14 protein-coding genes are annotated in these 13,931 nt (G+C 62.8%); 4 read left to right on the forward strand and 10 right to left on the reverse strand.

The features are described 5' to 3' along the window. Positions 1 to 855 (reverse strand): hypothetical protein (locus tag Q0Y09_RS06425; protein ID WP_297719329.1); only part of this gene is annotated, 855 nt, incomplete at its 3' end. A 190-nt stretch (positions 856 to 1,045) separates the two neighbouring features. Between Q0Y09_RS06425 and Q0Y09_RS06430 the strand changes: the two genes are divergently transcribed. Continuing rightward, complete coding sequence (locus Q0Y09_RS06430; RefSeq protein WP_297719332.1) at positions 1,046 to 2,257, forward strand: NADP-dependent isocitrate dehydrogenase; 1,212 nt, start codon at positions 1,046 to 1,048, stop codon at positions 2,255 to 2,257. A gap of 93 nt (positions 2,258 to 2,350) precedes the next feature. Here the strand turns inward: Q0Y09_RS06430 and Q0Y09_RS06435 are convergent, their stop codons facing one another. From Q0Y09_RS06435 to Q0Y09_RS06470, 8 genes are all read right to left on the reverse strand, one after another. After that, complete coding sequence (locus tag Q0Y09_RS06435; protein WP_297719335.1) at positions 2,351 to 2,764, reverse strand: hypothetical protein; 414 nt, start codon at positions 2,762 to 2,764, stop codon at positions 2,351 to 2,353. Positions 2,765 to 3,102: 338 nt separating this feature from the next. Further along, complete coding sequence (locus tag Q0Y09_RS06440) at positions 3,103 to 4,428, reverse strand: glucose-6-phosphate isomerase (protein WP_297719337.1); 1,326 nt, start codon at positions 4,426 to 4,428, stop codon at positions 3,103 to 3,105. Between the two features lie 177 nt (positions 4,429 to 4,605). Further along, positions 4,606 to 6,582 carry a methyl-accepting chemotaxis protein gene (locus Q0Y09_RS06445; protein WP_297719340.1) on the reverse strand — a complete coding sequence of 659 codons (1,977 nt, stop codon included), beginning with the start codon at positions 6,580 to 6,582 and terminating at the stop codon, positions 4,606 to 4,608. Between the two features lie 137 nt (positions 6,583 to 6,719). Continuing rightward, the gene (locus Q0Y09_RS06450) at positions 6,720 to 7,250 is read right to left on the reverse strand and encodes a nitroreductase family protein (protein ID WP_297719343.1); all 531 of its coding nucleotides are present in this window, start codon (positions 7,248 to 7,250) and stop codon (positions 6,720 to 6,722) included. Positions 7,251 to 7,537: 287 nt separating this feature from the next. Next, positions 7,538 to 8,896 carry a PFL family protein gene (locus tag Q0Y09_RS06455; RefSeq protein ID WP_297719346.1) on the reverse strand — a complete coding sequence of 453 codons (1,359 nt, stop codon included), beginning with the start codon at positions 8,894 to 8,896 and terminating at the stop codon, positions 7,538 to 7,540. Positions 8,897 to 8,912: 16 nt separating this feature from the next. Beyond that, positions 8,913 to 9,182, reverse strand: coding sequence for an ACT domain-containing protein (locus Q0Y09_RS06460; RefSeq protein ID WP_297719349.1), 270 nt, complete (start codon positions 9,180 to 9,182; stop codon positions 8,913 to 8,915). A 16-nt stretch (positions 9,183 to 9,198) separates the two neighbouring features. Continuing rightward, positions 9,199 to 9,795, reverse strand: coding sequence for a 5'-deoxynucleotidase (gene yfbR, locus Q0Y09_RS06465; protein WP_297719352.1), 597 nt, complete (start codon positions 9,793 to 9,795; stop codon positions 9,199 to 9,201). A 2-nt stretch (positions 9,796 to 9,797) separates the two neighbouring features. Further along, the gene (locus tag Q0Y09_RS06470; protein WP_297719355.1) at positions 9,798 to 10,034 is read right to left on the reverse strand and encodes an HPr family phosphocarrier protein; all 237 of its coding nucleotides are present in this window, start codon (positions 10,032 to 10,034) and stop codon (positions 9,798 to 9,800) included. A gap of 157 nt (positions 10,035 to 10,191) precedes the next feature. Between Q0Y09_RS06470 and mtaB the strand changes: the two genes are divergently transcribed. Then, positions 10,192 to 11,502: a tRNA (N(6)-L-threonylcarbamoyladenosine(37)-C(2))-methylthiotransferase MtaB gene (gene mtaB / locus Q0Y09_RS06475; protein ID WP_297719358.1), complete on the forward strand. Its 1,311-nt coding sequence runs from the start codon at positions 10,192 to 10,194 to the stop codon at positions 11,500 to 11,502. 4 nt (positions 11,503 to 11,506) lie between these two features. Here the strand turns inward: mtaB and Q0Y09_RS06480 are convergent, their stop codons facing one another. After that, on the reverse strand, positions 11,507 to 12,037 hold the full coding sequence (locus Q0Y09_RS06480; RefSeq protein WP_297719363.1) for an FUSC family protein: 531 nt from the start codon (positions 12,035 to 12,037) through the stop codon (positions 11,507 to 11,509). An 89-nt stretch (positions 12,038 to 12,126) separates the two neighbouring features. Here Q0Y09_RS06480 and thyA point away from each other — a divergent pair, with 89 nt between their 5' ends. Together thyA and Q0Y09_RS13250 are read left to right on the forward strand one after the other, a co-directional pair. Further along, entirely contained in the window at positions 12,127 to 12,957 is an 831-nt protein-coding gene (gene thyA / locus Q0Y09_RS06485) for a thymidylate synthase (protein WP_297719364.1), read from the forward strand. Between the two features lie 13 nt (positions 12,958 to 12,970). Further along, on the forward strand, positions 12,971 to 13,897 hold the full coding sequence (locus Q0Y09_RS13250) for a dihydrofolate reductase (protein WP_367184363.1): 927 nt from the start codon (positions 12,971 to 12,973) through the stop codon (positions 13,895 to 13,897). The last annotated feature ends 34 nt before the right edge of the window (positions 13,898 to 13,931 follow it).

Raw genomic sequence — 13,931 nt, forward strand, 5'->3', positions numbered from 1 at the left:
CCGCCGGGCGGCGGCAGCCACGGTCTCCAGGTCCCGGGCGGTGACCTCGTCCACCCGGAGGAGACGGTAATAGCAGTCGTGGAGACCGCCCCGGTGCCGGGCGGGGGGCCTGTGACTGCGGTCCCCCAGCCGGGTGTTGGAAAAGGGCGTCATGTGCCGGACCGGCTCCAGGTCCAGCTGCTCCAGGACCCGACGCCAGGAGCCGCAGCGCCGGACCAGCGGCTCTGCCACGTCAGGGTCCATCTCCCGGCGGCGAGGGGCCCGATTGAGCTCCTCCGCCCGGCGGCGGACGGCCTCCAGCAGCGGCTTGTACGTCTCCTCCAGAGGGCCGGTGGGCGGGAGGGGCGCAGGATCCAGGACCCCGGCGGCAGAGAGCACCTCGCCCCAGGTCTTGTAATGGCACCGCAGCCCCCGGAGGGCCTCCGGCAGATCCGATGGGTGGGGCATCCGGCCCAAAGTCTCCCGGGCGCGGCGGACCTCCTCCAGCAGCCGCTGGACCTCAGTCTCCTCGGCCCGGACCTCCTCCAAACGCTTTCCACACCGGCCAGCGGAGCGGCTCAGACCGGCGGCACGCAGAGCGCCGGGCCAGTTTTTGAACCGGGCCCGCAGATAGGTCCGGCAGGTCCAGTGGACCTCATTCTGAGCGGGAGAACGGCCCAGCTCCTCCGCCCGCTCCCGCAGAAGGTCCAGCAGCTCCTGGTCGGAGCAGCTCTCATAGAGCTGACGGCCCTGCGGGCCGTCCAGTCCATAGCGGAGGAGCAGTTCCGCTCCAGGCTCCATCTCCGCATGGCCCGCCAGGACATGGAGCTCCTGCCTGCGGCGGCGCAGCTCCCCTTCTGTCAGCCTGTTTTCCACCCACGTTCTCCTCTCTCCCGGAAGGCGGCGCTCCGCCGCATCCATTTTGTCGTTTCTTCAGCAGGAGAAATTATACCATGCGCCCGCCCGGACATGCAAGGGGACATTGGCCGCGCCATCTGGAGATTGCCTTTTTCACAAAAAAAGGATATACTGGACGGGATAAATCTTTGTGCAAGGAGGCCCTGTCATGGACAAGATCAAGATGACCACTCCCCTGGTGGAGATGGACGGGGACGAAATGACCCGCATCCTCTGGAAGGACATCAAGGAGATCCTTCTGGAGCCCTATATCGATCTGAAGACCGAATATTACGACCTTGGGCTCCCCCACCGGGAGGAGACCCGGGATCAGGTGACCGTGGAGGCCGCCGAGGCCACCAGGAAGCACGGCGTGGCGGTGAAGTGCGCCACCATCACCCCCAACGCCCAGCGGGTCAAGGAGTACAAGCTCTCACAGATGTGGAAATCCCCCAACGGTACCATCCGGGCCATTCTGGACGGCACCGTCTTCCGCTCCCCCATCATGGTCAGGGGCATCTCGCCTGTGGTAAAGAACTGGAAGCGCCCCATCACCATCGCCCGCCACGCCTTCGGCGACGTCTACAAGAACACCGAGTACAAGGTCCCCGGCCCCGGAAAGGCCGAGCTGGTCTTCACCCCGGCGGAGGGGGAGCCCGTCCGCCAGACTGTGTACGACTTCACCGGTGCCGGCGTTCTCCAGGGCCAGTTCAATACGGTGTCCTCCATCTCTTCCTTTGCCCGGGCCTGCTTCCAGTTCGCCCTGGACAGCAGGCAGGACCTGTGGTTCGCCACCAAGGACACCATCTCCAAGCAGTACGACCACACCTTCAAGGATATTTTCCAGGAAATCTTTGACGCTGAGTACGCCAAAGCCTTCCAGAAGGCGGGCATCGAGTACTTCTATACCCTCATCGACGATGCGGTGGCCCGGGTCATCCGCAGCGAGGGCGGCTTTATCTGGGCCTGCAAGAACTACGACGGCGACGTCATGAGCGACATGGTCTCCACCGCCTTCGGCTCCCTGGCCATGATGACCTCCGTGCTGGTCTCTCCCGACGGCAAGTACGAATACGAGGCCGCCCACGGCACCGTCACCCGCCACTACTACCAGTACCTGGAGGGGAAGGAGACCTCCACCAACCCCATCGCCACCCTCTTTGCCTGGACCAGGGCCCTGCGCAAGCGGGGCGAGCTGGACGGCATCAGCGCCCTTATGACCTTCGCCGACAAGCTGGAGGCGGCCTCTCTCGCCGTCATTGAGGGGGGCACCATGACCAAGGACCTGGCCGGCCTGTGGGAGGGCGAGGTCCCCGCTGTGGTGGTCAACAGCCGCCGGTTCCTGGAGGCCATCCGGGACGAGCTGGAGCAGCGGCTCTGAGCCCCTGATGCGAGAAAACCGCCCTCTCCGGCTATACCGGAGAGGGCGGTTTTTATGCTCTTATGATCTCCCAAGACCACCCAAAGGAGTGGATCAGAAGTACTTCTTCACGCCGTCGCTGGCCAGGGAGGAATCGGCGCTGATGGTGACGGTGAACTTGATGTTGTTGTCCTCGCCGAAGTCGTTGAGCCAATCCAGGAACTCCTCCACAGCCAGGTCAGTGGCCTCGCTGGGAACGATCTTGGTGAGGCTGTCGATAAAGACATGGGTGATGTCGTAGTTGCCGGCATACAGGCCGCTGACAAAGCCCTTCAGGAACTCGTAGTCCTTCATATCGTAGTGGCTGGCTTCCACCAGACGGATCTTATAATTGATGTCATAGGTCAGCTTGGGCCCACGCTCGATGCACACCACGTTGCCGTGCTCGTTCTGGACTGCGGTATTGATGAGTTCGATCATCTGCTTGGTCTTGCCGGTGCCCTTGACCCCCATGATCACTCTAACCATATCGATCACTCCTTACATTGTCCGCCGGAGCCTCTCCCCGGCCTCTGTTTTTATGTTACCATTTCTCCGCCGAAATTTCAACTCATTTACACAAGTTCACGAAAAATTAACGGCGGCGGCCCGTTCTATTTAGGCGCTTTTCTGTTTCCATCGGAAGAAGCCCGTTCTTTACAGTCTCGCCTCCAGAGCTGCCTTCTGCTCCTCATAGCCCGGTTTGCGCCCCACGGGATGTCCCATCCCGCGGGGACCCCGGAGATTTCATCTGCTCGGGCAGAGTGAATCCGCCCGGCATCAAGGTTTTGCCTGCGGCAAAACACTTGGTGTGGAGACGTACAAGCTTACAGTCTGGCCTCCAGAGCTGCCTTCTGCTCCTCATAACCCGGTTTGCCCAGGAGGGCGAACATGTTCTTCTTGTACGCCTCCACGCCGGGCTGGTCGAAGGGGTTCACCCCCAGCAGGTAGCCGGACAGGCCGCAGGCGTACTCGAAGAAGTAGATGAGCTGTCCCACGGTCCGCTCATCCCGGGCGTCGGCCTCCAACACCAGGTTGGGCACACCGCCGTCCACATGGGCCAGGAGGGTGCCCCGCATGGCCTGTTCGGCCACGAACTGGAGGGGCTTGCCGCTGAGGAAGTTGAGCCCGTCCACATTGTCGGGGTCGTTGGGGATGGTAATGGTGCGGCGGGACCGCGTAAACTTCACCACGGTCTCCATCAGGATGCGCTGGCCCTGCTGGATGTACTGGCCCATGGAGTGGAGGTCGGCGGTGAATTCCACGCTGGCGGGGAGAAGGCCCTTGCCCTCCTTGCCCTCGCTCTCGCCGTAGAGCTGCTTCCACCACTCGGCGAAGAAGCGGAAGGAGGGCTCGTAGCCCACCAACAGCTCCACCGACTTGCCGGCGTCATAGAGGGCGTTCCGGGCGGCGGCATACTGCCAGGCCACGTTGTCGGTGCCGGGCTGGGCCAGGGTATTCATGGCCTCGGCGGCGCCGGCCATCAGGGCCTCAATGTCTACTCCCGCCACGGCGATGGGCAGCAGGCCCACGGCGGTGAGAACGGAGTACCGGCCGCCCACAGCGTCGGGCACCACGAACTCCTCATAGCCCTCCGCGTCGGCCAGCCCCTTCAGCGCGCCCTTTTTGGCGTCGGTGGTGGCATAAATCCGTTTCCGGGCCTCCTCCTTGCCGTACTTGGCCTCCAGCAGACCCTTGAAGACCCGGAAGGCCACGGCGGGCTCGGTGGTGGTGCCCGATTTGGAGATAATGTTGATGGACCAGTCCTTGCCCTCCAGATAGTCCATGAGGTCGCCCATGGCATCGGTGGAAAGGCCGTTTCCGGCGAAGAAGATCTCCGGCTTGTTGGGGGCGAGCTTGTGGTCGGCGGAGCCCAGCAGCTCCATGACAGCCCGTGCGCCCAGATAGGACCCACCGATGCCGATGACCACAAGCACGTCGGAGTCGGAGCGGATCTTCTTGGCGGCGGCCTGGATGCGGGCGAACTCCTCCCTGTCATACTCCTCGGGCAGGCGGACCCAGCCGGTGAATTCACCACCGGGGCCGTTGTGCTCGGCCAGCATGACCCGGGCCTTTTCCAGGGCCTCCATGCGGCTGGAAAGGTAGTCCTGGGGAAGGAAAGAACTTGCGTTGGAAAGGTCAAGTTTCAGCATATCGAAAACCTCCTGGATTTTGATTTGTGGTCTTTACCAGCATTATAACACAGCCTGGCCGTTGATGCCAGAAAAAAAGAGGATCACAGAAAAAAGGCCGCCGGCCCCACATGAAAGGGGCCGGCGGCGTTGCTTCTACCAAAAATAGGAAAATAAATCGTACCCGATAAAAACCGATCAATCCTCGTCGCGGAGCACAAAACGGTCCACCAGACTCTTCATCAGCAGGGCCTGACTGGAGAGCTCTTCACTGGCGGCGGCGCTCTCCTCAGCGGTGGCGGAGTTGGTCTGGACCACACTGGAGATCTGCTCGATGCCATCGGTGATCTGGGCGATGGACTCAGCTTCAGCAACAATGTTGTTTCTCACATTGTCAATAAGCTCTACTGCCTCACCCGTGAGGGTAGCGGTTTCATCCAGGGCGGTGCTGACCTCCTGGCTGAGCTGACTGCCGGTGGCTACATTGGTGGCGGAGCGTTCAATGAGCTCCTTGGTCTGCTTGGCAGCCTGATCGGATCTCGCGGCCAGATTGCGGACCTCATCGGCCACCACAGTAAAGCCCTTGCCGCTGGCGCCTGCACGGGCGGCCTCTACGGCGGCGTTGAGGGCCAGAATATTGGTCTGGAAGGCAATATTCTCAATGGTGGTGATGATCTGACCGATCTCCTGGTGTCCTTCGAGAATGGCAGACATGGCATCCTGAAGTTCCTTCATTTTGGTATTACTCAGGGACAGCTGGGTACCCGCCACATTGGCCTTGTCGCTGGCAGCCTTGGCCATGTCCCGATTGCTCTGGGCGCCGGAGTTGATCTCGGCAGCGGTGGCGGAGAGCTCCTGAATGGCGCTGGCCTGTTCGGTGGCGCCCTGAGCCAGGGACTGGGCGCCGGAGGAGACCTGTTCGGCGCCGGTGGAAACCTGCTCCGCGGCAGTGTCGATCTGGCGCAGGGTGGAGCTCAGGCTCCGGTTGATGTTGCGCAGAGACTCCAGAACAACAGATACATCGCCCTCATAGACGTCATAGTTCCGGGAGGTCACCTTGAAGTTCCCCCGGGCCATCTCGCCCAGCAGATAGCCGATATCCCCGAAGAGCTCAGTCAGGGTATTGACGATACGGACCGTCGCGTTGGCCAGAGTACCGATCTCATCCTCGCGGTTGAACTCGGGCGCAGGCGTGGTCAGATCGCCGTGAGAGAGGAGCTCCAGCCGCTCGACACAGACGCGGATCGGCTCACTGAGGCCGCGGGCGATCCGAACGGCCAGCAGGAAGGAGACGACGACCACCAGGACCAGGAGCGCCAGAATCACAACAATGCCCAGGTAAGTGGTCCCCAAAAAGTCCTTGGTATGGGAGGTAACGGCAATGCTCCACCCATCGGTGCCGGGAACCGGCGCATAACCAATACACTTGGAGATCCCGTTGATCTTATACCGGCCATCGCCGCTGTTGCCGCTGCGCATATCGGCATGGATGGCAGCCAGTGCCGAGAGCGAGGAGTCAGTCTGCGCCTCATTTTCAATGTTCTGCACAGCCACCGTTTCGATTTCTGTGTCTGCAATGGTGGTGCCATCCTGACTAATCATATAAGCGCCGCTGTTCTCACTGGTGTGGATGGTGTTCATGATATCATTCAGGAAGGTCTCATGGGGGACAAAATACACGACGCCCATGACCTTGCTGTCAGCAATACCATCCTTCCAGACCGGCGCGGCCACGATGATGGACAGCTCGCCGGTGATTTTACTGATTGTGGGAACAGAGATCCAGGCATTTCCCTGAACGGCCTTTTGGAAATATTCGCGGTCAGAATAATCCTTTCCGTCAAAAAGGCTGATGCCGGAGGTGGTGAGCAGGTTGCCGCGGGCCATATCATAGGCGGATACCCAGGAGTTTACCAGCACCTTTTTCTCTTCGCTCGTCACAGTGGCGTCACTGAGTTGGGGCATCATACCCAGAGCTTCCACCACATTTTTGTAAGAGGTAAGCTCATAGGCTACACGGTCTGCCGCCAGAGAGGCGGTTGCATTGAGTTCCTGCTTCAAAAGATGATTCGCACCGATAAAATTGGTGATAACTCCTACGCCTCCACATAAAAGAGACGCTGCAAGGACCAGCGCCAGAAAACTAGAGGTGATCTCTTTCTGGATACTTTTCATACTGACATGCCCTCCCACTCAAATGGTATCTCTACAAATCTTATATCGACCAAATATAAGAAAAAGTAACGCGGTCCGACAAAAATCTCTGTCGGACCGCGAAAATGTGCGGAAAAATATTCCTGAATATACAAAAATTAGGAATTATTGTCCTCGTGATAGGCGCCATAAAACACCTTATCGCCCTCAAAACGGTCGATGGGCTCCTTGACCTTATCCGGATGTCCCAGAGCGGCCACGCCCAGGGGGACGATGAAGTCGGGGGCCCCCAGGTCTTTCTGAACAGCCACGACCCGCTTGGGGTCGGGATGGACGCCGATCCACAACCCGCCCAGGCCCATGTCAGCAGCCTCAACCAGGATGTTCTCCATGGCGGCGGCGCAGTCCTGGACCCACCAGGGGTTGAGGGGGTCGATCTGGGCTGCCTGCCGCAGGTCGGCGCACACGGTGATGGCGGCGGCGGCGGTTTTCAGTGCAAAGGCATTGGGGTGGACCTGGATGAGGGTGGGCAGGCTGCCCCGGCCCTCAGAGACGAAAAAGAGACGGTTCTGGCTGTTCTTGGCGCAGGCGGCGGCCATACCGGCCCGGAGCAGCTGCTGGATCTGGCTGTCAGTAAGGGATTCATCGGTGAATTTCCGAATGCTGCGGCGCGCGAAAATGGCGTCCATGTTATACCTCCCTCAAGGTCCCGTCAGCACAGCAGCGATGGGACCTTAAATCATAAATATGCTCAGTTTTTCAGGCTCTGCATGGGGGCGGGGATACGGCCCGCCCACGGGACTAAGCCCCGTGGGCACCCAAAGTCAATTTCACATGCTCGGCGGAACTGAATTCCGCCTGCGCCAAGATCTTGCACTGCAAGACCTTGTACGCGCCTGGCGGCGCGCCCCATCACAGATGGGGCCCCCGGGGCGGCCTGCCTTCCTCTGACGCACGCCCGCGTGGTTTTCAGAACTCAGTTCTTCAGGCTCTGCATCGGGGCGGGGATACGGCCGCCCCGATGGATGAAGGCGGCGGAGCCGAAGGGGTGGACGGGCATGACGGGGGCGGAGCCCAGCAGACCGCCAAACTCCACCGTGTCCCCCACGGTCTTGCCGGGGGCGGGGATGATGCGCACGGCGGTGGTCTTGGAGTTGACCATGCCGATGGCGGCCTCGTCGGCGATGATGGCCGAGAGGGTCTCGGCGGTGGTGTCGCCGGGGACGGCGATCATGTCCAGACCCACGGAGCACACACAGGTCATGGCCTCCAGCTTATCCAGATGGAGGGCGCCCGAGGCGGCGGCGGCGATCATGCCCTCGTCCTCAGAGACGGGGATAAAGGCGCCGGAGAGGCCGCCCACATGGGAGGAGGCCATGACGCCGCCCTTCTTGACGGCGTCGTTGAGAAGGGCCAGGGCGGCGGTGGTGCCGTGGGTGCCGCAGACCTCCAGGCCCATCTCCTCCAGAATACGGGCCACCGAATCGCCGACGGCGGGGGTGGGGGCCAGGGAGAGGTCCACGATGCCGAAGGGCACATCCAGGCGGCGGGAGGCTTCCTGGGCCACCAGCTGACCCATACGGGTGATGCGGAAGGCGGTCTTTTTGATGGTCTCGGCCACCACGTCGAAGGGCTGGCCCTTCACCTTTTCCAGGGCATGGCAGACCACGCCGGGGCCGGAGACGCCCACATTGATGACGCAGTCGCCCTCTCCCACGCCGTGGAAGGCGCCGGCCATGAAGGGGTTGTCCTCCACAGCGTTGCAGAAGACCACCAGCTTGGCGCAGCCGAAGCCCCCCCGGTCGGCGGTGCGCTCGGCGGCGGCCTTGATGGTGCGGCCCATCAGGGCCACGGCGTCCATATTGATGCCCGCCCTGGTGGAGCCCACATTCACCGAGGAGCACACCAGATCGGTGGTGGCCAGGGCCTCGGGGATGGCCTCGATGAGCTTCCGGTCACCGGCGGTAAGGCCCTTCTGCACCAGGGCGGAAAAGCCGCCGATGAAGTTGACGCCGGTGGTCTTGGCCGCCCTGTCCAGGGCGGCGGCAAAGGGCACATAGTCGTTGGTGACGGAGGCCCCCGCCACCAGGGCGATGGGGGTCACCGAAATGCGCTTGTTGACGATGGGAATGCCGAACTCCCGCTCGATGGACTCGCCGGTAAAGACCAGCTTTTCGGCCCGGCGGCAGATCTTGTCATAGATCTTGCGGCAGGCGGTCTCGGCGTCGGGATCGGCACAGTCCAGCAGGGAGATGCCCATGGTGATGGTGCGGATGTCCAGATGCTGCTGGTCGATCATACTGATGGTATCCAGGATCTCTTTGCTGTTGAGCATGACTAGGGACACCTCCTCAGATCTTGTGCATGGCGTCAAAGATATCCTCGCGCTGGACCTTGATGGCCAGGCCCCGCTTGGAGCCCTCGTTCTCCAGCAGGGTGCACAGCACGGTAAAGGGCAGCTTGGAGGCGGAGACGTCCACCAGCATGGTCATGGTGAAGAACTCCCGCAGGATAGTCTGACTGATGTCCAGCACGTTGACGTTGTTGTCGGCCAGCAGGGTGCATACGGCGGCGATGATGCCCACCTGGTCCTTGCCCAGAACGGTGACGATGGCTTTCATACGAAGATCGATCCTTTCAAAGTAGGGATGCCCCCTCCTGGAGCTCATCCAGGGTGAGGGAAAAACCGGGGAGGAAGTGCTCCATGAAGTAGTCCAGCTCAGGGAGCGCCGCCTCCTCCAGGGCGCGGCGGGTCTGTTCCGCCGCCTGGCGGAACTCGGTGTTGCCCGCCTTGAGCTCCTCCACGCACTTGATATAGGCGGAGAGCTTGTCGGCGGCCTTGACCAGGGCGTGGTAGGGGTCGCTGGGGTCCTCCAGCAAAAGGGGCTCATAGGCGGGCCGGAGCGCGTCCGGCAGCAGGGAGAGGAGCTGCCGGGCCGACACCTCCTCCACCTCCCGGTAGGCCGCCCGGATGGCCGGGTCATAGTACTTTACCGGCGTGGGCAGGTCTCCGGTGAGGATCTCCGGGGCGTCGTGGTAGAGGGCCAGGGCGGCGGCGTGCTCCGGGTCCAGGTCCCCGCCATAGACGTCCCGTCGGATGACTGCCAGGGCGTGGGCCAGGACGGCCACCATGTGGGAGTGCTCCTGGACATTCTCCCGGAAGGTGTTGCGCATCAGGCCCCACCGGCCAATGTAGCGCATCCGGGAGATGAGGGCAAAAAAGTTGTGTGACATGCTCACTTGACCAGGAATTTCTGGATGGCGCCCTTGAAAATGTCGGCCTGGGCCTGAGAGCCCTGGATCTGGACCTGAATGGGCTCGGAGAGATCGATAGAAAAGAGTCCCATGATGGATTTCCCATCCACCAGATACCGTCCGCACATCACGTCCACATCGCAGTCCAGGCGGCTGGCGGCGTCCACAAACGCCTTGATGTCGCTGACAGAGGTGAGCTGAACAGGAAAGGTAGTCATTGAGTTTTCCCCCCCGCGTATGTTATGATAGTTGAAGATAGGTCCATTATAATGACGTGGCCGCGAAAAAACAATCAAGAACCCGGCCCGTCCCGGAAATTTGTCCATTTGACCAGAAATCGGGGGGAAAGCCCCCTCTTTGTTTGAGGTATCACCGATGAAGATCTCGATTTATACCCTGGGCTGCAAGGTCAACCAGTATGAGACCCAGGCCATGGAGGCCGAGCTGCTCGCCCGGGGCCATGAGCTGGTCCCCTTTGAGGCGGCGGCAGACGCCTGCATCATCAACACCTGTACCGTCACGGCGGTCAGCGACAAAAAATCCCGTCAGGTCATCCGGCGGGCCAGGCAGGAGAACCCGGAGGCCGTCATCGGGGTGTGCGGCTGCTACGCCCAGACGGCCCCGGAGGCGGTGAAGGCCCTGGAGGTGGACCTGGTCTCGGGGACGGCCGGCCGCATGGCTTTTCTGGACGACCTGGAGGCCGCTCTGGAGGACCGCCGTGCCGCCCGGCTCTCCGGGGAGGCCCCCCGGGTGACGGTGGACGACGCCCTGCGCCGCCGGACCTTCGAGCTGCTGCCCGCCGGCGGCCTGGAGGGCCGCACCCGGGCCATGCTGAAGGTAGAGGACGGCTGCGTCAACTTCTGCTCCTACTGCATCATTCCCTACGCCCGCGGCCCCATCCGCTCCCTCTCCATCCAGTCCGCGGAAGAGGAATGCCGCCGGCTGGGGGCGGAGGGCTACCGGGAGGTGGTCCTCACCGGCATCGAGATCTCCTCCTGGGGGGCCGAGCGCCGGGACGGCTCCAGCCTCATCGACCTCGTCGAAGGGGTCTGCCGGGCCCTGCCCGCCGACGTCCGGGTGCGGCTGGGCTCCCTGGAGCCCCGGACCGTCACAGAGGAATTCTGCCGCCGGGCGGCTGCCCTGCCCAACCTGTGCCCCCACTTCCACCTCTCCATGCAGTCGGGCTGCGACAGCGTTTTGCAGCGGATGAACCGGAAATATGATACCGCACGGTATTATGAAAGCGTCAGATTACTAAGAGAATACTTTGACCACCCCGGAATCACCACCGATCTCATCGTGGGCTTCCCCGGAGAGACGGAGGAGGAGTTCCAGTCCACCCTGGCCTTTGTGGAGCAGTGCGCCTTCTCCGCCATGCACATCTTCCCCTACTCCCGGCGGACCGGCACCCCGGCGGCCAGGATGCCCGGCCAGGTGCACAACGCGGCGAAGGAGGAGCGGGCCCACCGGGCCGGCGCGCTGGCCCGGCGGCTGGAGGAAGCCTATCTGGACGGCTGGGTGGGCCAGACCCTGCCCGTCCTTTTTGAAGAGGAAAAGGACGGGCTCTGGCGGGGCCACGCCCCCAACTATGTGGAAGTGCTCGCCACCGGGACCGACCTCCACAACGCAGAGCGGGAGGTCCGTATCCTCCGCCGGGAGGGGAACCGGCTGCTGGGCGAGGTTTGAGCCCTCAGCCCCGCCGGGCCAATAGGGCGTCCTTCCAGCGGTCCAGCCGCTCCCTGGGGAGCAGGCCGTTGATGACCATGGAGACCGCCACCCCCACGCCGGTGTCCACCATGCGGTTGATGGCATAGCTCACATAGGTGTCCACCGGGGTGTTGAAGAGAATGATGCACAGTACCACGCTCCCCGGCTGGACCGCCGTGGGCCAGTGAAACATCTGGGCCAGGCAGATGAGGACCACCACCCCCACAAAGGTGAGGGGAATGAGGAGGACCCTCTGGTCCCCCGGCGGGTCGATGCACAGGTAGAGCCAGAAGAGGGCCATGCCCAGAAAGCCGCCGATGATGGTGCCGATGATTCGGTTGCCCCCCTGCTGCCAGGAGTGGCCCATGTCGTTGCCCATGCCGTACACCGCGCCAATGCAGGCAAAGGTGGGATTGCGGTCAATGGCAAAGTAAATGGCCGCACACAGCGCGGCGGAGAAGGCGGACTTCAGGTTCCGAAGCCCAATGCCCGGGAAATGCGGATGCCCGTCCAAAATGATTCGCCTCCCAAACTATTATTGCAGACATTATACCATATCAATAGAAAAAGTCCACCAACGAATGGAGATCAGGAGGAGATCCGGTGAGCTACGCCGACGAGCTGTTTATTGAAAACTGCAAGGAGATCCTGTCCCACGGCGACTGGGACACCGACCTGCCGGTCCGTCCCCGCTGGGACGACGGCTCCCCCGCCCACACCATCAAGCGGTTCAGCATCGTCAACCGCTACGACCTGCGGGCCGAGTTCCCCGTCCAGACCATCCGAAAGATGGCCTTCAAAAGCGCCCTGGACGAGCTGCTCTGGATCTGGCAGAAAAAGTCCAGCAATGTCCATGACCTCAAAAGCCACATCTGGGACGCCTGGGCCGACGAGACCGGCTCCATTGGCAAAGCCTACGGCTACCAGCTGGGGGTGAAGCACCAGTATAAGGAGGGGTGGTTCGACCAGGTGGACCGGGTGCTCTACGACCTCCGGCACGACCCGGCCTCCCGGCGCATCCTCACCAATCTCTACAACCACCACGACCTCCACGAAATGGCCCTCTACCCCTGTGCCTATTCCATGACCTTCAACGTCACCGGGCGCACCCTCAACGCCATCCTCAACCAGCGCAGCCAGGACATGCTCACCGCCAACGGCTGGAACGTGATGCAGTATGCCGCTCTGGTCCACATGCTGGCCCAGGTGTCCGACCTGGAGGCGGGGGAGCTGGTCCACGTCATCGCCGACGCCCACATCTATGACCGCCATGTGCCCATCGTGGAGGAGCTCATCGCCCGGAAGCCCTACGACGCCCCGGCGCTGTGGATGGATCCCGCCATCACCGACTTCTACGCCTTTACCACCGACAGTCTGCGTCTGGAGGGCTATGCGGCCTGGCCCCTGGACGAAAAGATCCCGGTGGCGGTGTGAGAGGAGGAGTTCCGTGAACATACTCATTTCGGCCTGTCTGCTGGGCCTCCCCTGCCGGTATGACGGCGGCGGCAAACTGTGGCCGGGCGCCGCCGCCCTCACCGCCGCCGGCCACCATCTGGTCCCCGTCTGCCCCGAGCAGCTGGGGGGCCTTCCCACGCCCCGCCCCCCCGCTGAGCGGGTGGGGGACCGGATCTGCACCAGAGAGGGGGCCGATGTGACGGAGCCCTACTTCCGGGGTGCGGAGGCGGCGGTGGCCCTGGCCCGGCTGCTGGACTGCCCCTGCGCCGTCCTGAAGGCCCGCAGTCCCTCCTGCGGCAAGGGCGTTATCTATGACGGCTCCTTTACCGGCACGCTGACCTCCGGAGACGGAGCGGCCGCCGCCGCGCTGAAGGCCGCCGGGGTGGCTGTCTTCACCGAGGAGGAGGGCCCGGCCCTGGACGCCTTTCTCCGGGGTGGACACTGGAAGGCCATCGTGGCCGCCGACGCCCAATGGGGCATCGGAAAGGGCGGGGAGCAGCCCTGCTACATCCCCGCCGACCTCAAGCGCTTCAAGGCCCTCACCACCGGTCACGCCGTCATTCTGGGGCGGAAGACCCTGGCCACCTTCCCCGGCGGGCGTCCCCTGCCGGGCCGTCGGAACCTGATCCTCTCCCGGGACCCCTCCTTTTCCCCCGTCGGGGCGGAGGTCTTCCGGGACGTGGCGTCCCTCCGGGCCGCCGCGCCGGAGGACGCCTTCGTCATCGGCGGCGGTTCCGTCTATGAACAGCTCCTCCCCTGGTGCGACACCGTCTATGTGACCCGGCTGGGCCGGGCCTTCCCTGCCGACACCATCTTCCCCGATCTGGACGCCGCCCCGGGCTGGCGTCTGGCCGAGCAGAAGGGCCCCTACGAACACCAGGGTCTCCCCTTCCGCTATGACACCTACCGCCGCGCCTAGGCTGAAAAAACGGACCTCCCCCTGACAGGTCAGG

The sequence above is a fragment of the Intestinimonas sp. genome (assembly GCF_026169115.1).
Classification (GTDB): Bacteria; Bacillota; Clostridia; order Oscillospirales; family Oscillospiraceae; genus Intestinimonas.